Origin of the sequence: Altererythrobacter xiamenensis (assembly GCF_900177715.1) — a bacterium.
Classification (GTDB): Bacteria; Pseudomonadota; Alphaproteobacteria; order Sphingomonadales; family Sphingomonadaceae; genus Erythrobacter; species Erythrobacter xiamenensis.
The window spans coordinates 103,720-125,816 of record NZ_FXWG01000001.1; the positions used below are offsets into that span (position 1 = coordinate 103,720).

General features: G+C 61.7%; 19 protein-coding genes. 11 read left to right on the forward strand and 8 right to left on the reverse strand.

What is annotated here, in order from left to right:
- Positions 1-80: 80 nt before the first annotated feature.
- A complete protein-coding gene (locus CCE89_RS00530) occupies positions 81-1,310 on the forward strand; it encodes an argininosuccinate synthase (protein ID WP_086436105.1) in 1,230 nt (409 codons plus the stop codon).
- 804 nt (positions 1,311-2,114) lie between these two features.
- Entirely contained in the window at positions 2,115-2,642 is a 528-nt protein-coding gene (locus CCE89_RS00540) for a septal ring lytic transglycosylase RlpA family protein (RefSeq protein ID WP_086436107.1), read from the forward strand.
- Between the two features lie 10 nt (positions 2,643-2,652).
- Here CCE89_RS00540 and CCE89_RS00545 read toward each other — a convergent pair whose 3' ends face one another.
- Positions 2,653-3,294, reverse strand: coding sequence for a TIGR02466 family protein (locus CCE89_RS00545; protein WP_086436108.1), 642 nt, complete (start codon positions 3,292-3,294; stop codon positions 2,653-2,655).
- A gap of 111 nt (positions 3,295-3,405) precedes the next feature.
- Between CCE89_RS00545 and CCE89_RS00550 the strand changes: the two genes are divergently transcribed.
- Positions 3,406-4,527, forward strand: coding sequence for a DNA adenine methylase (locus tag CCE89_RS00550; protein WP_086436109.1), 1,122 nt, complete (start codon positions 3,406-3,408; stop codon positions 4,525-4,527).
- Between the two features lie 276 nt (positions 4,528-4,803).
- Here CCE89_RS00550 and CCE89_RS00555 read toward each other — a convergent pair whose 3' ends face one another.
- The gene (locus tag CCE89_RS00555) at positions 4,804-5,019 is read right to left on the reverse strand and encodes a hypothetical protein (RefSeq protein WP_086436110.1); all 216 of its coding nucleotides are present in this window, start codon (positions 5,017-5,019) and stop codon (positions 4,804-4,806) included.
- Between the two features lie 213 nt (positions 5,020-5,232).
- Here CCE89_RS00555 and CCE89_RS00560 point away from each other — a divergent pair, with 213 nt between their 5' ends.
- A complete protein-coding gene (locus CCE89_RS00560) occupies positions 5,233-6,213 on the forward strand; it encodes a hypothetical protein (RefSeq protein ID WP_086436111.1) in 981 nt (326 codons plus the stop codon).
- A 288-nt stretch (positions 6,214-6,501) separates the two neighbouring features.
- On the forward strand, positions 6,502-6,708 hold the full coding sequence (locus CCE89_RS00565) for a hypothetical protein (RefSeq protein ID WP_159456555.1): 207 nt from the start codon (positions 6,502-6,504) through the stop codon (positions 6,706-6,708).
- 76 nt (positions 6,709-6,784) lie between these two features.
- Here CCE89_RS00565 and CCE89_RS00570 read toward each other — a convergent pair whose 3' ends face one another.
- Positions 6,785-7,249, reverse strand: a complete 465-nt coding sequence (locus tag CCE89_RS00570; RefSeq protein ID WP_159456556.1) for a CHRD domain-containing protein — start codon at positions 7,247-7,249, stop codon at positions 6,785-6,787.
- Positions 7,250-7,323: 74 nt separating this feature from the next.
- A complete protein-coding gene (gene uvrA / locus CCE89_RS00575) occupies positions 7,324-10,251 on the reverse strand; it encodes an excinuclease ABC subunit UvrA (RefSeq protein WP_086436114.1) in 2,928 nt (975 codons plus the stop codon).
- A 627-nt stretch (positions 10,252-10,878) separates the two neighbouring features.
- Between uvrA and CCE89_RS00580 the strand changes: the two genes are divergently transcribed.
- The 3 genes from CCE89_RS00580 to CCE89_RS00590 all read left to right on the forward strand — a co-directional run bounded on the left by CCE89_RS00580 (position 10,879) and on the right by CCE89_RS00590 (position 14,572).
- Positions 10,879-11,556 (forward strand): lysozyme, encoded by a 678-nt coding sequence (locus tag CCE89_RS00580; RefSeq protein ID WP_234989867.1) that lies wholly within the window; start codon positions 10,879-10,881, stop codon positions 11,554-11,556.
- 79 nt (positions 11,557-11,635) lie between these two features.
- On the forward strand, positions 11,636-12,154 hold the full coding sequence (locus CCE89_RS00585) for a hypothetical protein (protein WP_234989868.1): 519 nt from the start codon (positions 11,636-11,638) through the stop codon (positions 12,152-12,154).
- A 129-nt stretch (positions 12,155-12,283) separates the two neighbouring features.
- Positions 12,284-14,572: a M3 family metallopeptidase gene (locus tag CCE89_RS00590; protein WP_234989869.1), complete on the forward strand. Its 2,289-nt coding sequence runs from the start codon at positions 12,284-12,286 to the stop codon at positions 14,570-14,572.
- Positions 14,573-14,685: 113 nt separating this feature from the next.
- Here CCE89_RS00590 and CCE89_RS00595 read toward each other — a convergent pair whose 3' ends face one another.
- The 4 genes from CCE89_RS00595 to CCE89_RS00610 are packed head-to-tail and all read right to left on the reverse strand — an operon-like array spanning position 14,686 to position 18,278.
- Positions 14,686-15,699, reverse strand: coding sequence for a hypothetical protein (locus CCE89_RS00595; RefSeq protein WP_086436116.1), 1,014 nt, complete (start codon positions 15,697-15,699; stop codon positions 14,686-14,688).
- Between the two features lie 37 nt (positions 15,700-15,736).
- A complete protein-coding gene (locus CCE89_RS00600) occupies positions 15,737-16,465 on the reverse strand; it encodes an ABC transporter ATP-binding protein (protein WP_086436117.1) in 729 nt (242 codons plus the stop codon).
- On the reverse strand, positions 16,462-17,415 hold the full coding sequence (locus CCE89_RS00605) for a FecCD family ABC transporter permease (protein WP_086436118.1): 954 nt from the start codon (positions 17,413-17,415) through the stop codon (positions 16,462-16,464). The genes CCE89_RS00600 and CCE89_RS00605 overlap by 4 nt, the downstream gene beginning before the upstream one ends.
- Complete coding sequence (locus tag CCE89_RS00610) at positions 17,412-18,278, reverse strand: ABC transporter substrate-binding protein (protein ID WP_086436119.1); 867 nt, start codon at positions 18,276-18,278, stop codon at positions 17,412-17,414. Before CCE89_RS00610 ends, CCE89_RS00605 begins: the two co-directional genes overlap by 4 nt.
- Positions 18,279-18,450: 172 nt before the next feature.
- On the opposite strand from CCE89_RS00610, the gene CCE89_RS00615 reads away from it, so the two are divergent.
- The 3 genes from CCE89_RS00615 to CCE89_RS00625 all read left to right on the forward strand — a co-directional run bounded on the left by CCE89_RS00615 (position 18,451) and on the right by CCE89_RS00625 (position 22,040).
- Positions 18,451-19,533 carry a cell wall hydrolase gene (locus CCE89_RS00615; protein ID WP_234989870.1) on the forward strand — a complete coding sequence of 361 codons (1,083 nt, stop codon included), beginning with the start codon at positions 18,451-18,453 and terminating at the stop codon, positions 19,531-19,533.
- Between the two features lie 139 nt (positions 19,534-19,672).
- Positions 19,673-19,984 carry a hypothetical protein gene (locus CCE89_RS00620; RefSeq protein ID WP_086436120.1) on the forward strand — a complete coding sequence of 104 codons (312 nt, stop codon included), beginning with the start codon at positions 19,673-19,675 and terminating at the stop codon, positions 19,982-19,984.
- A 91-nt stretch (positions 19,985-20,075) separates the two neighbouring features.
- Positions 20,076-22,040 (forward strand): putative bifunctional diguanylate cyclase/phosphodiesterase, encoded by a 1,965-nt coding sequence (locus CCE89_RS00625; protein WP_086436919.1) that lies wholly within the window; start codon positions 20,076-20,078, stop codon positions 22,038-22,040.
- The last annotated feature ends 57 nt before the right edge of the window (positions 22,041-22,097 follow it).

Here is a 22,097-nt window from a genome sequence, read left to right on the forward strand (position 1 = left end):
GCGAGCGCAAGCTAATCGCGATTGCTCCGCGCCCCCTCGCCTGTTAGCGGGCGCAGCGTATTCGCAGGAGCGCGCAATCCATGTCTGATCCAAAACGTGTAGTACTCGCCTATTCGGGCGGCCTCGATACCTCGGTCATCGCCAAATGGCTCGAAGTCGAGCGCGGGCTGGAGGTCGTAACCTTCACCGCCGATCTCGGCCAGGGCGAGGAAATCGAGCCGGCGCGCGAGAAGGCCCGCGCGATGGGCATTCCCGACGAGCACATCTACATTGAGGATCTGCGCGAGGAGTTCGTACGCGATTACGTCTTCCCGATGATGCGCGCCAATGCTCGTTACGAAGGTGATTACCTGCTCGGCACCTCGATCGCGCGGCCACTGATCTCGAAACGTCTGGTGGAGATTGCGGCGGAGACCGGCGCGGGAGCCATCGCGCATGGTGCGACCGGCAAGGGCAACGATCAGGTCCGCTTCGAGCTTTCGGCCTATGCGCTCAATCCAGACATCAAGGTAATCGCTCCGTGGCGCGAATGGGATCTGACGAGCCGCACCGCGCTGATTGCGTGGGCGGAAACGCACCAGATCCAGGTTCCAAAGGATAAGCGCGGCGAAAGCCCCTTCTCGACCGATGCGAACCTGCTGCACACCTCTTCCGAAGGAAAGGTGCTGGAGGATCCGTGGGAAGAGACCCCGGACTATGTCTATTCGCGCACGGTCAATCCGGAGGATGCTCCGGACGAGCCCGAATATATCACCATCAGCTTCCAACGCGGCGATGCGACCGCGATCAATGGTGAGGCGATGAGCCCGGCGACGCTGCTGGCGGCGCTTAACGACTACGGCCGCAAGCACGGTATCGGACGGCTCGATCTGGTCGAGAACCGGTTTGTCGGGATGAAGTCGCGCGGCATGTACGAAACGCCAGGCGGCGAGATCTATGCGCGCGCCCATCGCGGCATCGAACAGCTGACACTCGATCGCGGTGCTGGGCACCTCAAGGACGAGTTGATGCCGAAGTATGCAGAGATGATCTACAACGGCTTCTGGTTCTCGCCCGAGCGCGAAATGCTCCAGGCGGCGATCGATCACAGCCAGGCCAGCGTGACCGGCGATGTGCGCATGAAGCTCTACAAGGGCAGCGCCGATGTCGTCGGACGGCGCGCTGACGTGGACTACAACCTCTACAGCGAGGACGTCGTGACCTTCGAGGACGATGCGGGCGCATACGACCAGAAGGACGCTGCAGGATTCATCGCGCTCAATGCGCTGAGGTTGAAATTGCTTGCCAAACGGGTCCGACCAAAGCCCTGAGGGGCAATTTTGGCTGGCGAGCGCAAGATTTTGCGACGAAGCGTTGACTTATCCACCTCCCTCCACAGATGATCTGAGGAAAAGTGGATAACTCGGCCTTGCCAAGCTTGCGCGACTCACTTCGAAAGCGCAGTCTCAAGACATCGGAAGGGAGAGAAACCCAACCGGAAATCTGGCTCTAACGAGCTGATTTTACGAGAGTTTCTCAGAACAACCGAGACGGTGGAAATTGTCCACGCGGTCTTTGAGGCCGGACATGCAGAAGACTTAGGTCAGAAGCAAGTCCAGTTGATCGAGAAGAACGCGATCGCTGTTCCATCGGATAGACCGGACATTCGGTCTGTAGTCGAAGGACGGGTCAAAGACTTCGGTCGGAGATCCAGCCGTTTGAGACAGCAGGCCAACATGGATGATCGGTCTCGGTACCGCCGGAAGGCAGGTGCGACAGGAAAGGACTTCGGTCCGGACATGTCGAAACCGCCGGAAGACGGCACCGGATGCCGGCGCGAGCGCCGGTGACAAAAGCTTCCAACCCGTTTGGGAGCCTAGACATCGGACGCCAAGTGCGTTTCGGAAGGTTCGCCTGAAGAGACACCCACGCGTCGGTGAGAGTGGGGTCGGCAGTTTACTGCCGGCCCCATTTGCTTTGCGGCCGCTAATTGATCTTGTTCAACAGGATTCGCCGAGAATCGCTGTCCCAGAGCGGGATTCACCTGTTCAGAATGGCCAGAACGCCCCGAATCCGCGCCAAAGCGCCTCCAGACAATTGCCTGGCTTTACTCCCGACCGCTATATCGTATCGCCATGACGGGAACTCTTATCCGCTCAGATGTGCGTCGTATTTTGACAGCTTACGCAGCCATGGCACTGTGCTTCGGCACCGCCGGGCACGCCGAATCCAGCGACAGCGACTCTGGCTTCCACAGCGAATTTTCCGATTTCGCCGTTCCGAACAGGGATGCAGAACCGGTTCCCGGAGCCGTTGACGTGACGTTGATCGACCCTCCGATTGAGGTTGAAACCGCGCCGGCCGCACGTACTCTCGGATCCGGCATTGCCTCGTACTATGGACGCCGATTCCACGGACGACCGACCGCGAGTGGCGAGCGCTTTGACATGCACGCGCTGACGGCGGCACACAGGACGCTTCCCTTTGGAAGCCTGGTCGAAGTGACCAACCCCCGCAACGGACGCTCCGTGATCGTCCGCGTAAACGATCGCGGGCCTTTCGTGCGTGGTCGCACGATCGATGTTAGCCGTGCAGCAGCAGAACAACTCGGCATGATCAGCAGAGGTCACGCGCGCGTTGAACTCGCCCTGCTGGAAGACTAATCGGTCAAGCTCAGACCCGTAACTCGCTTACGTCACGAAAACTGCCGATCTTTCCCCTGACGAAAGTGTTGAACGCGATTGAGTAGCGCGGTTCGCGCTCATTGTGCGGCTCAACGTAGTGCTGCAGCCCGCTCGAAAACAGGATCAGGTCGCCCTTTGCCGGAATGATCGCGTTGCGCGGCGCATTGTAGATATTGTTCCGACCTTCATCGACCAGCAGTTCGATCTGCCGGTAGTGATTGTGCCGCTCGAAAATCATCTTTCCCGGCGGGTCGGGCATCTCGGTGTAATAGAGCGAACCCGATATTATCGAGTTTGAATGCGTGTGCCCATGCATTCCCACGCCGGGCGGATTGATCAGCGACCAGCTCTGCGTCACTTCCAGCCTCTGAGTGATCCCCATGACCTCCCTGGCGAAGGTATCGAGCGCCTGCTGGATCGCCTGTTTGACGCTCTTCAGTTCCTTTCGCTCAAACAGGTAGAGCTCCTCGGAGATCTGGTTCGTCTGGTTCTGGATCATCGTCTGACCCTTGATGAACTTCTCTTGCGCCGGACTGATCGCATCCGCGATGTTCATCTTGAAATACGGTTCCGCGAAAAGCGGTTTCACGTCGTAGGCGCGCGCGCCAGCCTTCGTGGCTGTGGTAGCCATCGTGTCCAGTCCCCCACATTGTTCCCACGCCGATCATAGTATTCGCGCGGCGAATTTCGCAAGACCCCGCACATTGCCGCCCGGCCGCCCACATGCCATAGCCGCCCCACCATGGCCCGCGCCGAGCCTCCGTATATCGCCCCGCCCGAGAGCTTCCTCACCCGCCAGCTCATCACCTATATCGGCAACAAGCGCGCGCTGCTCCCGTTCATCGACAGCGCCTTCGCGCAGGTGCAGGCCGAACTCGGCCATCGCCGCATGTCGATGCTCGACCTCTTTTCCGGCTCCGGCGTTGTCGCGCGCCTGATGAAGTCGCGCGCCTCCCTCGTCTGGGCCAACGACCTCGAAACCTACGCCCAGGCCATCAACCGCTGCTTCCTCGCCAACCCCTCTGCCATCGACCACGCAGAGCTCGCCCGCCACACCGCCGCCATCGCCGCCCTCGCCAATGAGCGACCGTCACGCGAGGGCTTCATCCGCCGCCTCTACGCGCCCGCAGACGAGCAGCGCATCTCCCCCGAGGACCGCGTCTTCTACACCGTCCGCAACGCCCAGGTCCTCGACTCCTGCGCGCCCGCGATCCGCGCCCTCCCCGCGCCTTTCGCCGACCTCCTCATGGGCCCGCTGCTCTCGGCAGCCTCCCGCCACGTCAACACCGCCGGCGTGTTCAAGGGCTTCTACAAGGACCGCGCGGGCACCGGCCGCTTCGGCGGCGCCGCCGAGAACGCGCTCTCCCGCATCCTCGCCCCCATCGCGATCGAGCCGCCCGTCCTGTTCGAGGCTCCGGCAGAGGCCCGCGTCACCGCCCTCCCCGCCGAGACGCTGGTCGAGCAGATGGAGCCGGTCGACTGCGCCTATCTCGACCCGCCCTACAACCAGCACCCCTATGGCTCGAACTACTTCATGCTCAACGCCATCGCGCGGTACGAGGAGCCGCAGGAGGCGAGCCGCGTCTCCGGCATCCCGAAGGACTGGAACCGCAGCGCCTTCAACAAGCCTGCGACCGCGCTCGAGGCGCTGACCCACTGCGTCGCCGCGGTCCGCGCGCGCTTCGTCGTCATCTCGTACAATTCGGAAGGCTTCATCGCGCCCGAGGCGATGACCACGATGCTCGAACGCTTCGGCAGTTTGCGCGTGACGAGCCAGGAGTACCCGACCTTCCGCGGATCGCGGAACCTCGCCGCGCGCGACAAGTCCGTCCGCGAGTTCGTGTTCCTCCTCGACAAGGGCTGAGGGCGCAGCCTTTCCAACAAACTTGACATAATTGACACCCTGTCAAGCAGCCGGAAAGGAGTGTTTGTGGCAGAATTCCGTAGGTTTCGGGGTGTTGGACCTGCTTGACACTTTACCAACACGTTCGCCCGCGCCTCGCATGATAACTGGCGAAAGAACGGGCCACGACCAGTGGCCCGCAAGGCCGACTGGCCGTCGCGCCGTATGGCGCGGAAGCCAAGCGACGCGGATGCGTCGCGCCCGGCGTTTGAGGGCGTAAACAAAGACTCACGCCACTCAGTACCTCCTCCCGAACATCGCCAGCTCGTTGCGCACGATGGTGCGAAGGTTCTCGGGCTGCATGGGAGCCTGCCTCCCGATCCTCCCCGCCTCGACATGGCGGAGCCAGCTTCGCGCGCAGTCCTCCGGCGTCGGCGCACCGAAGGTCGGCGAGCCATCGCGCGGCAGGGGTTTCGTGTTGTCGTAAGGGGTGGTGCAGGGATCGTGGGGCATGCGGTTCACTCCTTGGGAGAGAGGGAGGGAACCGGACTAATTATTCAGAATGGGGCCTGTAGGACAGCAAGAACACAAGCTAAATTTGCTCATCGGATTATACCTATCATCTATTGCCGCAAGTTGGCCTCGCGTGGAAAAGCCTCGCGAACTTCTTGTATTAAACTGAAATAAAGAAATAAGCTGCCCTTTGGTATCCAAAGGGGACGAGATTTGGCTGAGCATCTAAAATTTGTTTTCGATGGCAAACTTGCTGCGCAGAATGTCATGGATTTTTATGAGTCCTCGAGGTTCCAATATGCCGCTTCACGACTATTAGTAAAACTCGATAATTTTCGGCGTTCCGGAACATTTCCCAAAAAGATCACATATAAAAATACTCCCGACATCGTCATTCTTCCACCACAGAGGGGGAGCTACGGCCTCGAAGTGATTGGTCCAACATTAGCGGCGGCAGGCCCTTTGTTGTACGAACTCCCACTTGGCTACTTATTCTCATATGTTGTCGACCGCATATTTAGATCCGGCGATGAAGATGATATTCGAACAGCGTTGGGACATAGCGACAGGCTCCTAGACACTTTCAACATGACTATCGCAGGGCGAGACGAAACAATCGAGAATACGCTGGATTTGCTGCGTCAACAAATTGATGAGAACCGAGAGCTTCAAGATCGAGAGCGACAGCTGTTCGAAAGGCTTTTAGCAGATCAACAGCGCAAAGACGCTCTGCTACAAGAAGCCGACATACTTCGAAGCATCCCTGAGGAGCAAGAAGCCGAACTGGTTACTATGGCAGCTCCACTACTAAGAGAAATGAATGTGCCTCTTAGGCGAAGTGCCAGTCGGGTAACAATATCCGCCGCAGTCAACGACAATCAATTTCAGATTCTGAGTGCCGATAAAGAAATGGCTGATGCCGTGGACACTGAGAATGTTGATCGACACCTGACGACGATCGATATAGATGTGGTCCAATTCAACAAGGAATCTGGATGGGGAAAGTTTGAAAATGAAGATTGGGAGGGGCGCCCCTCTTTCTCTATTCCAGGAGAAGAACTTCAGAATATGAGACAGACCGTAGTCAATGCGATGCACAAGGACATGGTAGAAGCTGACTGCTATTTTGTGCGCAGCAAAGCCGGAATACCGCAACGAATAATAATCTCAGATATGCGCGATATTGATGAATAATAATACAGACATTTTGGATATTTACAACCCAAAATATTTCATTGAATATTTAGAATTTTCCTTCGATTTTTCTTTTACTTGGGTTTTCCTGTCTTTGGGAGCGGTATATTAGGCTACCTAGTCAAATCTGCCCGTTTACGATACCTCTTCTCTCTTTGTAGGCAAAAAGGTATGCGTGCCTACGCAATTCCTTTCTGGAGATCATGAATGAATTGTTCGCACAAGGCTTTGCTTGTTCTCATAACCGTCTGCCTGATCTCCTGCGGTGATAATTCGCAAGACGATAGCGTGAGCAACCAGATCGACGCTCTTGCTGAACAGTATCCGAGGATTGATCCGCAAGGCATTGAGATTCCTCCGGTAAGTGATTTGACCAATCCTGACTTCGATATTGGTGGCTATTGCCTCTCGCAGGAGTCCGTTGGGAACGGCTCATTCGAGTTTTGCTTGGAGGTCCTTGGGCGTGAGCTGATCGCTCTCGGCGGGCCGCGCTAAACAGCCTATTGCGCTTCCGTCATGAGGAAGCGCGCCCTACTAATTTCGCAGCGTGGTTCTATCGAACTCCGCAACCCTACTCCACAATCCGTAGCTGTCCGCGGATTGCTCCGGCGGGGTAGTCCGCATTGTGCAGGTTCACGTAGAAGCCGCCCGGATTGTCGAGGATGCGCTGGGCCAGGCCTGCGTCGATCTCGGTACAGGCGTTGGCGCGCTGGCCGAGTTGCGGGGTGATCAGCGGGGCGGCGACGCCTCCGGCAACGCCCGCTGCGCCTTCATGGATATGGGCGGCGGTGATCAGATCGGTCCCGCGTGCCTCCATCTCGTAGCACATGCGACCTTCCGCATTGAGCGCGGCGAGGAAATCTCCCGAGCCGTCCGGATCGCCGAGTTTCGGGACTTCGTTCGCCCCGTCGAGGTCGGCGGCGAGCCGCGTGCCGAAGTCGAGCGGGTCGTTGGCGCTGTAGCTCGCGCAGGCGGACAGCGCGAGGGCGGATGCCGCGACGAGGCTTGTCCGGGCGAGGTTCTGGAACTGGCGCATGGAATTCTCCCTTTTTCTCATGGCGCTACCCTACGCCGGGCGCGCGCCGTCCGAAAGGGGAAGTATTGGGAGTGTTATTCCGCGGGTTCGCGTTCCTTCGCCACCTGCCGTTCGAGCATGGGCTTCAGATACTGTCCGGTGAAGCTGCGCGGTTCCTGCGCCACTTCTTCCGGCGTACCCTCGGCCACCACTTCGCCGCCGCGCACGCCGCCTTCCGGCCCGAGGTCGAGGATATGGTCGGCGGTCTTGATGACGTCGAGATTGTGTTCGATCACCACCACGCTGTTGCCCTGGTCGACGAGGCGATGGAGCACTTCGAGGAGCTTGCGGACATCCTCGAAATGGAGGCCCGTGGTCGGCTCGTCCAGGATGTAGAGCGTCTGCCCGGTGCTGCGTTTCGACAGCTCCTTGGCGAGCTTCACCCGCTGCGCCTCGCCCCCTGACAGGGTGGTCGCCTGCTGGCCGACCTTGACGTAGCCGAGGCCGACCTCGTTCAGCATGTGCATCTTGTCACGGATCGGGGGGACGGCCTTGAAGAACTCCTCCGCATCCTCGATCGTCATGTCGAGCACGTCGGCGATGGAGTGGCCCTTGAACTTCACCTCCAGCGTTTCGCGGTTGTAGCGCTTGCCGCCGCATTCCTCGCAGGTGACGTAAACGTCGGGCAGGAAGTGCATCTCGATCTTGATCAGCCCGTCGCCCTGGCACGCCTCGCAGCGGCCACCCTTGACGTTGAAGCTGAACCGGCCGGGCTTGTAGCCGCGCGCCTGCGCCTCTGGCAGTCCGGCGAACCAGTCGCGGATCTGAGTGAAGGCGCCGGTGTAGGTCGCCGGGTTGGAGCGCGGGGTGCGGCCGATCGGCGACTGGTCGATCTCGATCACCTTGTCGCAATATTCGAGGCCGGTGACCTTGTCGTGCGCCCCCGCGATCACGCGCGCGCCATTGAGGTGCCGCGCGGCCGAAGCGTAGAGCGTGTCGATGGTGAAGCTCGACTTGCCCGAGCCTGAAACGCCGGTGACGCAGGTGAATGTGCCGAGCGGGATGGAGGCGGTCACATCCTTGAGGTTGTTCGCCTTCGCCCCGTGCAGGGTGAGCTTGTGCCCGTTGCCCTTGCGGCGGTTGGCCGGAACCTCGATCTCGCGGCGACCGGTGAGGTAGTCCGCCGTCATCGAGTTCCTGGCCTTCATGATCTGCTTGAGCGTGCCTTGCGCCACAACCTCGCCGCCGTGAACACCCGCGCCGGGGCCGAGGTCGACGATATGGTCGGCGGTGCGGATCGCGTCCTCGTCATGCTCGACCACGATCACAGTATTGCCGAGATCGCGCAGGCGCTTGAGCGTCTCCAGCAGCCGGTCGTTGTCCTTCTGGTGAAGGCCGATCGAAGGCTCGTCGAGGACGTAGAGCACGCCGGACAGGCCGCTGCCGATCTGGCTGGCCAATCGGATGCGCTGGCTCTCCCCGCCCGACAGCGTGCCCGAGGTCCGGTCGAGATTGAGGTAGTCGAGCCCGACATTGTTGAGGAAGCCGAGCCGCTCGTTGATCTCTTTCAGGATAGCGCGCGCGATCTGCTGCTGCGTATCGCCAAGCTTGCCCTCGAGACTGCCGAACCATTCAACCGCATCGGCGACGCTCATCTTGGTCGGTTCGGCGATGTCCGTTTCCGCCACACGCACCGCGAGCGCCTTTTCATTGAGACGCTTGCCACCGCAGGCCTCGCACGGCTGCGCAGTCTGGAACTTCGCCAGCTCTTCACGCATCCACGCGCTCTCGGTCTGCAGCAGGCGGCGGTTGAGATTGCCGATCACGCCTTCGAACGGCTTGCGGACGGTATATTCCTTGCGCCCGTCCTTGAAGGTCAGCTCGACCGGCATGCCGCCCGTGCCGTGGAGGATGATCATGCGCTGGTCGGGCTCGAGCTCGTTCCACGGCGTGGTCAGGTCGAAATCATAAGCCTTCGCAAGGCTGGAGAGCACCTGCATGTAATAGGGTGACGGCGGGTTGGACTTGGCCCAGGGCACCACCGCGCCCTTCTTGAGCGATAATGCCTCATTCGGAACGACCAGTTGCGGGTCGAACAGCAGCTTTTCACCGATCCCGTCACAGGTCGCGCAGGCACCCTGCGGCGCGTTGAAGGAGAACAGGCGCGGCTCGATCTCCTCGATCGTGAAGCCGGAAACCGGACAGGCGAACTTTTCGGAAAAGACGATGCGATTGGCAGGGATCCCTGCGCCCTTCATCGCTCCGCCGGCTTCGCTCTCGTCCTCACGCCCCGGCACCACGCCATCGGCGAGATCGACATAGGCCCGCCCCTCGGCCAGCTTGAGCGCGGTTTCGAAACTGTCGGCAAGGCGCGTTTCCAGCCCCTCTTTCACGGCGAGCCGGTCAACCACCACTTCGATATCGTGCTTGAACTTCTTGTCGAGCGCGGGCGCTTCCTCGATGCCGTACATCTCGCCGTCGATCCGCACACGGGTGAAGCCGGCCTTCTGCCATTCGGCCAGTTCCTTGCGGTATTCGCCCTTGCGGCCGCGCACCACCGGCGCGAGCAGGTAAAGCCGCGTCCCTTCCGGTAGAGCCATGACGCGGTCGACCATTTGCGAAACGGTTTGCGCACTGATCGGCTTGCCGGTCGCAGGCGAATACGGCACGCCCACCCTCGCCCACAGCAGGCGCATGTAGTCGTAGATCTCGGTGACGGTCGCGACGGTCGAACGCGGATTGCGCGAGGTGGTCTTCTGCTCGATCGAAATGGCAGGCGAAAGCCCGTCGATATGCTCGACATCGGGCTTCTGCATCATTTCGAGGAACTGGCGCGCATAGGCGCTAAGGCTTTCGACATAGCGCCGCTGCCCCTCAGCATAGATGGTATCGAAAGCGAGGCTAGACTTGCCCGATCCGGAAAGCCCGGTGACGACGATCAGCGCATCGCGCGGCAGATCGATATCGACACCCTTGAGGTTGTGTTCGCGCGCGCCGCGGACGGAGATTTTGGTGAGGGACATGAAAAGCCGTGTTCCGCAAATGTTCTGATGTGTCAAGGCAGGCGGGCAGTTGCTCCCCGCCCGAGCGCGGGATGTGGGGATTTATGCGCGAATTACAAAGGGTGCCGAAACACCCGGCAGCATGCTTGCGAGGAATTCCAACAAAATCTTTCTCAGGTTTTTACTCTGTTTTTCAATTCCTTGGAGCGATTAAAACCGGCCTACAGGAAAAATGAAGTCCCGCCATTTGTAAGAATGCGTCACCACTGGTGCCTCTTCGTTCGTATCTTCCCGCTGAGCCCTTCGGGTCGCACCAAGGCTAGCGTGATCTGCGAAATGGCGAGAGCTCGCCGGTCTGTTCCAGGATCGGCGAGCACCGCCCCCTCCCCCGCACATCGCCGGCCCACCCCTTAAACCGTTGCTCAACCACGCTGAAGCGTGGACCGATTAGGCCCCTCCGTCCGTTATATAACTGAATGATAACGAGGCGTTTTTTGCAGGCTCCGCATTCAGCGTAGAGCCGCGAACATTCGCCGCAAGCCAGGGGAAAGCGCAATCGTACCTTCGGATCATGCTCCAGCAAAACGGGCCCCGCGCGGCCCGGCATTCTCGCGCCCGAGAGACCGGGTTCGCGCGCTACTTCGCCGGATGAGCGAAAGGCGCCGACGCGGTCCGCAGCCTCCGATCAAGAAGCGTCGTACCAAGCGCAAGGCGGCAATGGCGCTGTCCGCCAGCGTGATGGCGATGAATACCGGCATGGCCGATAGTGCATCTTTCGGTCAGCCGGTGATCGATACGGACATAACCGAGACAGTCGACCCGACACAGACGCGCGTGATGGCGCATAAACTGTCGGTCAGCCAGTCCTTCAAGCAAGCCCTGGTCGAAGAGGAAGGCGTGCGAGAAGTCGTTTATCGCGATGTTGCAGGATACCCCACCGTCGGTGTCGGACATCTGGTCCTTCCCGAAGACGGTCTCTATGTCGGTCAGAGGGTAAGCTACGCCCGGATCCTGGACTTCCTTGAGCGCGATCTCGCCAAGGCTGAAGCTGCCGTGCAGAGGCTGGTGGGTGACCTCAAGCTCTACCAGCACGAGTTCGACGCACTGGTCGACCTCGTCTACAATGTCGGCGAAGGCAATGTCTCGTCGGAGGAGAGCCCGCAGCTCAACGCAGCCATCGCCGCGGGCGACTATGATGCGATCGCTGACGAGCTTGACTATCGGCATGCCGGAGGAAAGGTGGCGAAGGGGCTCGCCATACGCAGTGAGCGCCGCGCGCAGATTTTCATGGACGCAAGTTATGACAACCCCCGCGTGCAGACCTAGTCGTGCCATCGCCGCAGCTGCGGCAATCCTGATAACGGCCTGTTCGGCAGAGACACGAGAAACCCCTGCCGATCGGGAAGTGCCGGAGACAGCCGGTGTCGATAATTGCCTGCTTCTCGTATGGGAAAACCAGGCCGATCCCGACCAGATGTTCGACCGCGCCAACGACACGGTCGAAGGCGGCGCAATTTCCTGCGCTACGGGCACCAGCCCGACACAATATGCCCAGGCGATCCAGGCGATCAGGGTTGCGGCACGCAGCGGCGACCGCGCTGCCATGCTCGATAACGTCGGCATTCCGCTGCTCTATCTCGATGCTGATGGAAAGCGCCGCGAATTGCGCGACCCGGCCGAAATCGAAACGGTGTTCGACGAGATTTTCGACCCCGAAATGCTGCGGATGATGCGCGATCTCGACCTGCAGCAAATGGCGGTCGAGAACCAGGCGGGCGGCTATTTCGGGCTTGGCGCGCTGTGGCTGGTGCCCGAGGGACCCGGTCAGCAGCCGCGCATTGTGACCATAAACCGGCAGGCCCTGAACGAAGCGGCGGTCGCTTCATCCGCCGGGCTGGCTCAATCGACGGACAGCGAACAGTGATCGACGCCTGACTTTCGTCCGGTTGCAAATGCAATCAATCTGCTGTTCAAGTCCGGCCTGCTAGCAGGGGGACTGCTATCTTGCTGCGCGAAATCCTCGCGCGCTATCATAATGACTGCTGGAGATAATATGAAGGTTCGCAACCCGGCCATTTCGCGCCTTAAACTGAGCGCCGCCGCACCCGCACTCGCCGCCACGCTTCTCGCAGGCTGTGCCACCACCTACGGAGACGACATGGATCCGATCGCCGCTGCCGAAGCCACCGCCGATTACAGCCCCGAAATCCCCGAAGGCACGGGCTATTTCGCATCGGACAGCACGCTGCCGTTCCTGGCACCCGACTTCACCAAGATTTCCGAGGACGACTACGTGCCCGCTTTCGAGCAGGGCATGGCGATCCAGAAGGCCGAAGTGCAGGCGATCATCGACAATCCTGCCCCGCCCACTTTCGCAAACACCATCGTCGAGCTGGAAAAGTCGGGCCGCATGCTGGGCCGCGTGAGCCGCGTTTTCTTTGCGCTGACCGGTTCGAACACGACCGATCGGCTGGACGAAATCCAGAGCGAGATCAGCCCGAAGCTGTCCGCCCATAGCGACAGCATCACGCTCAACCCGGAACTCTTCGCCCGCGTGAAGGCGGTTTATGACAACCGCGCCGCGATGAGCATGACTCGCGAAGACGCCAAGCTGCTCGAGGAAACCTACGACAGCATGGTCCATGCCGGCGCGCTGCTCACCGAAACCCAGCGCGAACAGGTCAAGGCGATCAATTCCGAGCTTTCGACCCTGACCACCGAGTTCAGCCAGACGGTGCGCGAAGCGACCGTCGACAATGCGCTGATCGTCGATACGGCGGAAGAGCTCGCGGGTCTTTCGGACTCGGAGATCGAGGCTGCCGCCAAGCTGGCTGCCGAGAAGGGTCATGAGGGCAAGTATGCCATCGCGCTCCAGAACACGACGCGCCACCCGCTCAACCCTGCTCTCACCAACCGCGACACGCGCGAAAAGCTGTTCAAACTTTCCGCCTATCGCGCCGATCAGGGTGGCGAGAACGACACCCGCCTGATGCTTGCGAAGATTGCCAAGCTGCGCGCCGACAAGGCCGCGCTATTCGGCGAGGAAAGTTGGGCCAGCTATGCGATGTATGACCGCATGGCTAAGAATCCGGCGACCGCAATCGGCTTCATGGAGCAGATGGTCCCGGCGCTCGCCGCGACCCAGCGCCGCGAGGCTGCCGAAATCAACGCGATGATCGCGGCTGAAGGCAAGAACTTCTCGGTCCAGCCGTGGGACTGGAACGTCTATGCCGAGAAGATCAAGGCCGAACGCTTCGCCTTCGACGAAAGCCTGGTGAAGCCTTACTTCCAGCTGGAAAAGGTGCTGGAAGACGGCGTCTTCTACATGGCGAACAAGCTTTACGGCCTCAATTTCGAACGCCGTACCGATCTCCCGACCTATCATCCGGACGTGTGGACCTACACGGTCTTCGACCGCGACGGTTCGGAGCTCGGCCTGTTCTACTTCGACCCGTTCCAGCGCCCCAGCAAGCGCGGCGGTGCATGGATGTCGAACTTCGTCGACCAGAGCCATCTGTGGGGCACCAAGCCGGTGATCTACAACGTGCTCAACATCCCGAAGGCGCCCGAAGGTGAAGTCCAGCTGGTCGATTTCGACAATGTCGAGACGACCTTCCACGAGTTCGGCCACGCGCTGCACGGCTTCTTCGCCAACCAGAAGTACGAGAGCCTTTCGGGCACCGCCACGGCGCGCGACTTCGTCGAATATCCGAGCCAGGTGCACGAAATGTGGGCGACCTATCCCGAAGTGCTGCAGAACTATGCCAAGCACTACGAGACAGGTGAAACCCTGCCGATGGAGATGGTCGAGAAGATCCAGGCCGCAGCCAAGTTCAACCAGGGCTATGATTTCGGCGAAGTCGTCGAAGCGGCCCTGCTCGACATGAAGTGGCACGCGCTCACGCCTGCCGAAGCAGCCGCGATCGACACGCCGGAGAAGGTCGATGCCTTCGAACGCAAGTCGCTGAAGGAACTGGGCCTCGAGATCGACCTCGTGCCGCCGCGCTATCGCAGCAGTTACTTCAACCACATCTTCTCGAGCCCTGCGGGCTATTCGGCCGGCTATTACAGCTATCTGTGGACCGAAATGCTCGACAAGGATTCACGCCAGTGGTTCCTCGACAATGGCGGGCTGACGCGCGCCAATGGCGATCACTATCGCAAGACCGTGCTGAGCCAGGGCGGAACGATGGACTATTTCCAGATGTTCCAGAACTTCGCCGGGCGTGAGCCTGACGTGAAGCCGATGCTGGCGAGCCGCGGACTGCTCGAAGGCGAGGCGCAGGCTGACAGCTCCAAGCCGGACGGCGCGCTTCCGCCGCGCACTGTCGGCGGCGAGTAAGCTCCAACGGCTTTGCATCCTAAGCCCCTCCGGATTGCCGGGAAATCAAGAATGGGCGCTCCTGCGATGGGGCGCCCATTTTTATTGGCGAAGGCTCAGAACAGGGCCGGAGGTTAAAACAGGGACTGTTTCATGGGAATGGCGAGTCCTGCCTGTTGGGCGATCATGCCGACCCATTGTTCGACCTGCCCGATTTCCTCGGCAAGTTTCGCATCCCGGGCCAGCATATTATCCTCGTCCTCATGCGCCGCCTGTGCCCCGCCGAGCTTGGAATGCTCATCGAACACGTCGGCATGGGCCAATTCCTCGGCCCCCGCTTGATCTATCTCCAGTTCGGCGAAATCCGCGATGGCTGCGATAGTCTTCACCCTCTCGGCATTGAAACGATCTCCATCGAGCGAGCGGAACCTGTCTCCGGAAATTCCGGCGACCTGGCCCTGCATGTGCAGCAGGAACCATCTTTGCCCCAGGAACCACGCGAGGGCTGCGGCCTGCATGTCGCTCATTGCGAAAAGCTCGCGAGAGCTCATTCCGAAATCCATCCCGGCATAGGATTGCAGAGCGAGGAACAGTTCGCGACCCCATCGCCGCCCCAGCAATCCCCGCTTGGCGACGGATCCAAGGAATTTCGGCAAGGCGTTGCTCATCAGGATCGCACGCGCCTCGGGCATCGTATTGAGCATCCCCGGAATCAGCATGTTGGCCATGTTTGACGGTTTTACGAACACCGCCTCGCCGGGCTCGTGCGCGCGGGAAAGAAGCTGCAGAACCGGTTTGACCAACGGCTTCGTCGCTTCGACATTTCCAGCGAGGCTGGCGAGAATACCCGGTTCGTTGAGGCCGATGCAGACACCCGGCCTGTCAAGTGCGCGAACAAGCAATGTCGACCGGCAGAACGCCGTGTGGAAGATGAAATGGAGCTTGCCCGTCTCCACGCGCATGGCGCGCACATCGTCCCAGCCGATGATGGCAACATCCGCTTTGGAGCTTGGCTTGCGGTCTGCAAGGAATCCGGTCTTGCCCAGTTCCGAGCGTGGGATGCGCATTAACTCTACCGTACGCCGAGAGACATCGACCCGGTGCGGGAGCCAGGACGGATCGGCTTCGATTGTGCGGGGATCGGTCATAAGTCCGGCCTAGTAGGCTACGGCTTGGCGTCAAGCGTCAGACCGCGACCAGCGCCCGCGCGCCAGGCTCCCCCAGCCAGCGCGCGGAGACGCCCCAGACATCGGCGATCACGTCGCTCGCCAGCGCCTTCTCCGGGGCGTCGTCTGCAATCAGGCGGCCCTCTTTCAACACCAGCACGCGGTCGGCGTTGTTCATCGCCTTGGCCAAATCGTGAAGGACGAGCGCGACGCCCCTGCCCTCCTCCGCCGCCACACGCAGATGACGCAGCAAGGTAAGCTGGTGCGACAGGTCGAGCGCCGCCAAAGGTTCGTCCGCGAGGATCCATTGCGGCTCGCCCGCCAGCACGCGAGCGAGCAGAGCGCGCGCCTTCTCTCCGCCCGAAAGCTGCGAGGCGGGGCGATGCCGCAGGGCCTGCAGGGCGAATGCATCGATCGCCGCCTCGACAGCCTGCTCGCCCCTATCGCGCCACGGCATCCGCCCAAGCCGGACGAGATTGGCGACGGACACGTCCCATGCGACGCTGGCTTCCTGCGGGAGGTAACCGATCCGCTGAGCGCGGGCTCGCGGATGAAGCGTGTTGAGCGCTTCGCCATCCAGCGCGACTTTGCCCGATACAGGATCGAGCAGCGACGCAAGCGCCATCAGCAGGCTCGACTTGCCCGCGCCATTCGGCCCGCAGATCGCCGTAATGCGCCCGGGTTCGAGCGTCGCTGACACCTCATCCAGCCGCCCGGGAATGGTCAACTTCTCTGCGACAAGGCTCATACCCGCCCCCTCCGCATCTTCAGCAGCAGCCAGAGGAAGAACGGCGCGCCAATCAGAGAAAGCGCAATGCCGAGCCGCAATTCGGTCGCCATAGGGAGGATGCGCACGAGGCTGTCCGCGATCAGCACAAGCAGACCGCCCGCAAGCGCGCTTGGCAGGATGAGGCTCGACGGCAGGCGGTCGGTCAGCGGGCGGACCAGATGGGGGACGATCAGGCCGACGAAACCAATGATCCCGGCCACGGCGACGCCCGCGCCCACCGTCAGGCCGACGCCCGCCACGAGCAGCCAGAGCAGCCGCCCGCCATCGACACCCATCGAATGCGCCGCCTCGCTTCCCAACGTCAACGCGTCGAGCGGGCGCGCTGCAAACGCCAGCAATATAATGCCCAGCGCCACCAGCGGCGCGGCAATCCAGACCTCGCGCCAGCTACGGTCGGTGAGTGCGCCGTTTAGCCACATCACGATCTCGCTCATCGCAAAGGCATTGGCGCTAGTGGTGATGGCGAGCGCGGTCAGCGCGCCCGCAAGGCTGGCGATCATCAGGCCGGCAAGAGTGAACAGCGCAATGCCGCCGCTGCGCCCGGCTATCAGCGCGAGCAGCGCCATCCCCGCCGCCGCGCCTGCAAGCGCAAATCCGGGGAGCAGCCATGCGCTCGCGGTATAGCCGAACCACAGGCTTGCCACCGCGCCAAGCGCCGCCATCGGCGCAATGCCGAACAGACCCGGATCGGCGAGCGGATTGCGCAGATATCCCTGCATCGCCGCGCCCGCAGCGCCGAGCCCGGCGCCGACGATCACCGCGAGGATCGAGCGCGGCAGGCGCAGTTCCATCAGGATCAGCGCGGCATTGGGTGTCGTCGCGGGATCGATCCACACCCGCCCCGCGAGCAGCGACAGCGGGAACGCCAGCACCAGCAGCGCGGCGAAGATCAGCGCGGCGCGGTTCATGTAGCTTGCCTCATCTCGCGGCGGATGGCGTCGAGTCGCATCTGAACGCCGACGATTGTGCGCCCGCCGCAATAGAGCAGTCGCGGTTCGAAACTCTCGACCCTTGTATCGGCCAGCCGCTGCAAGGCCGGGTGGGTCTGCGCGGGACTATCGCCCGCCACGAGCAGCAGCTCGGGCGGATCGGCCAGCAAGCGTTCGAGCGAGACATAGTCCGCCTGGTTCAGTCCGCGCTTTTCAGCGAAGCTCGTGAATCCGTTCTGCTCCATCACCTCGGCCACCAGCGTCTCGCCGCCCGGCACGATCTGGCCCGGCTGCCAGAGCAAGGTATCGATGTCGGGCTTCGGCTTGCCCGTCGCGTTCTCGAGAGCACGGTCAATGTCTCTGACCAGCCATTCACCCTCCAGCTCACGCCCTACGATCTTCGCAAGTCGGCGGATTTGCGCCTCGCTCTCTGCGACCGATTGCGGGCTGCCGAACGCCTCGACCCGGATGCCGAGGTCCTCCAGCGCCGACCGGGTCGCAGGCGCGATGAATGTGCTCGCCAGGACGACATCGGGATCGAGCGCGAGGATCTCCTCCACCGTGCCGCCGGTCACTTCGTAACGCTTCGCAACATTCTGCGGGATTGAACTGGAGGCGGGATCGTGGCTGTAATGCGACAGAGCAAGGATCTGGTCCGCGGACATTTCGACGAGCATCGCATCGGTGCAGGGGTTGAGGCTGACAATGCGCTTCGCGGTTGGCTGGATATCCCTGTCTGCTGCCGTCTCCGGCGCAGAACAGCCACCAAGCACCAGCGCGAGGGCGAGGCCCCCGGCGGCTAGCGCATCAGTTGCGCGTCGAAGGCTGCCCCATTTCGTCATATTCTTCGAATGCCGCGATAATTGCGCTTTTCCTCCCCTGCAAGACCGCGCCCGAAGGCCTGCCATTAACCTTTGGACCAGTGGTGTTCGCTTTCGGGACGGGCCGGAGATGCCGCTCGCCCGGACATGATCTTAACGATACGCGCCTAAGCGCGCTCACGGCGCACCGAAAATGAAACAGCAATTTGCTCGCCTTGTCCGCGGACTGACCGCAAAGCCCGCTTCCCCCTCGCGTGGGGACAAGCGCTTACTCGCGCTCGCCGCGATCATCGGTGTGCCCGCTTTTGCAGCGCCTGCCGACTGGTCTGCCGCTTCCGAGACAGCGACGGACACCGCGCAAATGGCGCAGCAGGCAGAGCTCATGCCGTTCGAGACCGCTGGTCAGAGTTTCCCGGGATCCGCATTCTATTATCTCGAGGATGCGCCGGAACTTGCGCTGGCCCTGCCAACGATCGACCCGACCGAGAAACCCGCCGCGCCGGGCGAGCTTGGCCGGGTGCTCGATCATGGCCCCGCTGCACGCGCATTCCTTTCCACCGCCACCGGTATGGACAAGGCCCGCGCGCAGCGCTGCATGGCGCAGGCGATCTATTACGAGGCCGCCAGCGAAAGCGAAGCAGGGCAGAAGGCGGTCGCCCAGGTCGTGCTCAACCGCGTGGCGCATTCGGCCTGGCCCAACAGCGTCTGCGGTGTCGTCTTCGAAGGTTCGACGCGGCGCACCGGTTGCCAGTTCAGCTTCACCTGCGACGGTTCGATGGCGCGCAAGCCCGGCAGGGCCGCGTGGGACCGCGCCCAGCGCATCGCCGCACGTGCGCTTTCGGGCGAAGTCTACGAGCCGGTTGGCCTCGCGACCCATTACCACACCAATTGGGTCAATCCTTATTGGGCCAAGTCGCTCGACCACATCGGCACCATCGGCGCGCACCGCTTCTATCGCTGGCGCGGAGCCAATGGTCGCCCGGCCGCGTTCCAGGCGCGCTACGCAGGGGTCGAAAGCACCTATCGCGCCAATCTGACCGGGCCGGTAACCGGTAGCGCCCCGATCGGCAGCGCTGCGGCCTACGCCCCGCTTCCCGCGAGCGTGCCTGCAACTGCGGAAGCGACAACCTCCGCAGATCGAATTGTCGACCTGCCCAAGAGCGGTACGGTGGCAAGCACTGCCCATATGGGCGCAGGGCAGATCCGCGAGGAATACGCGAATGTCGGCAAGTGGCTCGACCAGCCGGGTAAGGCTGCAACCGCGCTTGGCCAGTAAGACACTGCGCATTTATCTCCAAAAATCGGCTAGTTAACGTCCGCGAAACCCTAACCCGGAACGAAGCCTTAGCGGCGCTGCGCTAAACCTTGCGCACTCGCTGAAAACACCCCCTTTCGGGCGCATAAGGATCGCATCAATGTCTCTCAGGTTCGCCGCCGCGCGTACTCCCAACCGTTCGCCGGTGGCGCGCGCACTTCGGAAGCGGGCGATCGAATGCGTCGCAAATGACAATGGTGAGAATGTCGAGCATGACCGGATGTTGAAAGCGGCTCTGCGCCATTTCGGGGAGTTCGGCCTGAGCGCGGCCCGCAAGGCGCGCCAGAATGCCGAAGCGGCATTTTTTGCGGGGGACCGCGATCTCTACGACTGGTGGCTCGGAGTTTGCCGGGTGCTTGACCGCAGGCTCGCTGCCGAGCTGGAAACAGGCACCAGTTCCAAAAGCGCGTGAGAGAATAAATCAAGCCCGCACAATCATTCAATAAAACCTGGTAAGTATCATATTAACCTGACGGTGACGACTTCCGGTTATGGCGAAAGTCATGGCCGGCAAAGAGCCACTTCGGGCGCTGCGAAAGCGGTTTGCATCACAGACCAGCACGGACAAGCTGTCTGCGCAGGTACGGCGCACGCTCGTCACCACGCTCTACACACAGCCCGGAAGTCTGGCGATTGGCGCGATCAACGGCATCGCCTCCACCGCCATCGCCGCCTGGGTTTCACAAAACGAGATTCTCTATCTCAGCTGCATCGTGCTGACCGTGATCGCAGTCGCGCGCGTGACTGCCGCGCTCGGCCTATCGCCCGAGCATGACGGCGACAGCACGCGCAAGCTCGAAGTGATCTACGAAGTCGGCGCGTTCAGCTACGCGCTGGCGCTGGGCAGCATTGCCGCGATTTGCATCGTGATGAATGCCAGCGCAGCGGTCGAGGTGCTGATGGTAGCCAACGCCACCTGCTACGGCGTGGGCATCTGCGCCCGCAACGCCGGGCGGCCCGTCATCGCGCTGGGGCAGCTTTCGCTGGTCTGCCTGCCGATCATGTTCGCAGCCCTGTGGGTGGGCACGCTCGCGCATATCGCGCTATTCATCACCATGCTGCTGCTTTTCCCGGCGATGGCCTCGATCACCTTCAACGTGTTCAAGGTATTGCGCGATTCCATTGCTTCTGCAGAAACCAGCGCGCGCCTCGCCGAGAAGATGCAGATTCTTGCGCGGACCGATGTCGTCACCGGCCTCGCCAACCGCGCCGGTCTCAACCACGCCATGGTCGAAACCATGATGGCGCTCGAAGACGATGCCTGCATCGCGCTGATGTGGATCGACCTCGATCGCTTCAAGGAGGTCAACGACCTGCTAGGCCATCCGATCGGCGACCGCGTGTTGTCCGAAGTTGCGCGGCGCCTGCGTGACGTTGCCCCCGAAGGTGCGACCATTGCGCGGTTCGGCGGCGACGAGTTCGTGCTGTTTTCCCCGATCCGCGACCGCAAGCAGAGCGAACAGATCGCCAGCGAAGTCCATGCCGAGATCATGCGCCCGATCCGCATCGATGGCGACCGGCTGGAAGTGCGCGCGTCGGTCGGCGTCGCCCTGCTGCCCGAAGATGCGAACGATGCCGACACGCTGATGCAGAATGCCGACCAGGCGCTCTATCATGCGAAGATCGGCGGCCGCGCCCAGACGCGCTTCTTCGACCAGTCGATGACCCGCGACCTCGTGCGTCGCCGCGAGATCGAGGACGAACTGCGCCTTGCCATCCAGCGCGACGAGCTGTCGATCTTCTTCCAGCCGATCGTCGATCTCGAGACCGGCAAGATCCGCACCTTCGAGGCACTGGTGCGCTGGTTCCACCCGGTGAAGGGGGAATTGCGCCCCGACGAGTTCATTCCGGTGGCCGAGGAATCGGGCGTGATCGTCACGCTGGGCAACTGGATCACCGCCCAGGCCGCGCGTGTATGCGCGCAATGGCCAGAGGACGTCACCGTCGCGGTCAACCTTTCGCCGCTGCAGATCCGCGCTCCCGGCGCTGCGCTCGGCATCCGCAACGCACTGCGCGAAGCGAAGCTCGATCCGCACCGGCTCGAACTGGAAGTAACCGAGAGCCTCTTCATCGAGGACAACCACGCCACCGCAGCTTTCATCGAGGAACTTGCGGCCGAGGGGGTGCGCTTCGCGCTCGACGACTTCGGAACCGGCTATTCCTCGCTCGGCTACATCAACAATTTTCCGTTCAAGAAGATCAAGGTCGACCGCAGCTTCGTCTCGGGTCCCAATGTCGGCAAGAAGAGCGAAGCCATCATCCGCGCCGTCGCGGAGATGGGGACGCAGCTGGGTATGGAGATCGTTGCCGAAGGGCTCGAGACGATCGATCAGGTCCAAGCGGTACGCGAAGCGGGCTGTACGCTCGGCCAGGGCTACCACTTCAGCCGCGCCGTGCCCGACTATCTCGCCGCCATGCTGCTCGCCGAGGAGCGCGAGGGGCCGGACGGTCTGCGCAAGACCGCCTGAGCGATTCCCCATCGAGAACCTGTCCCGCCTCGCCTCGAGCAGCGCGGGAACGGATTA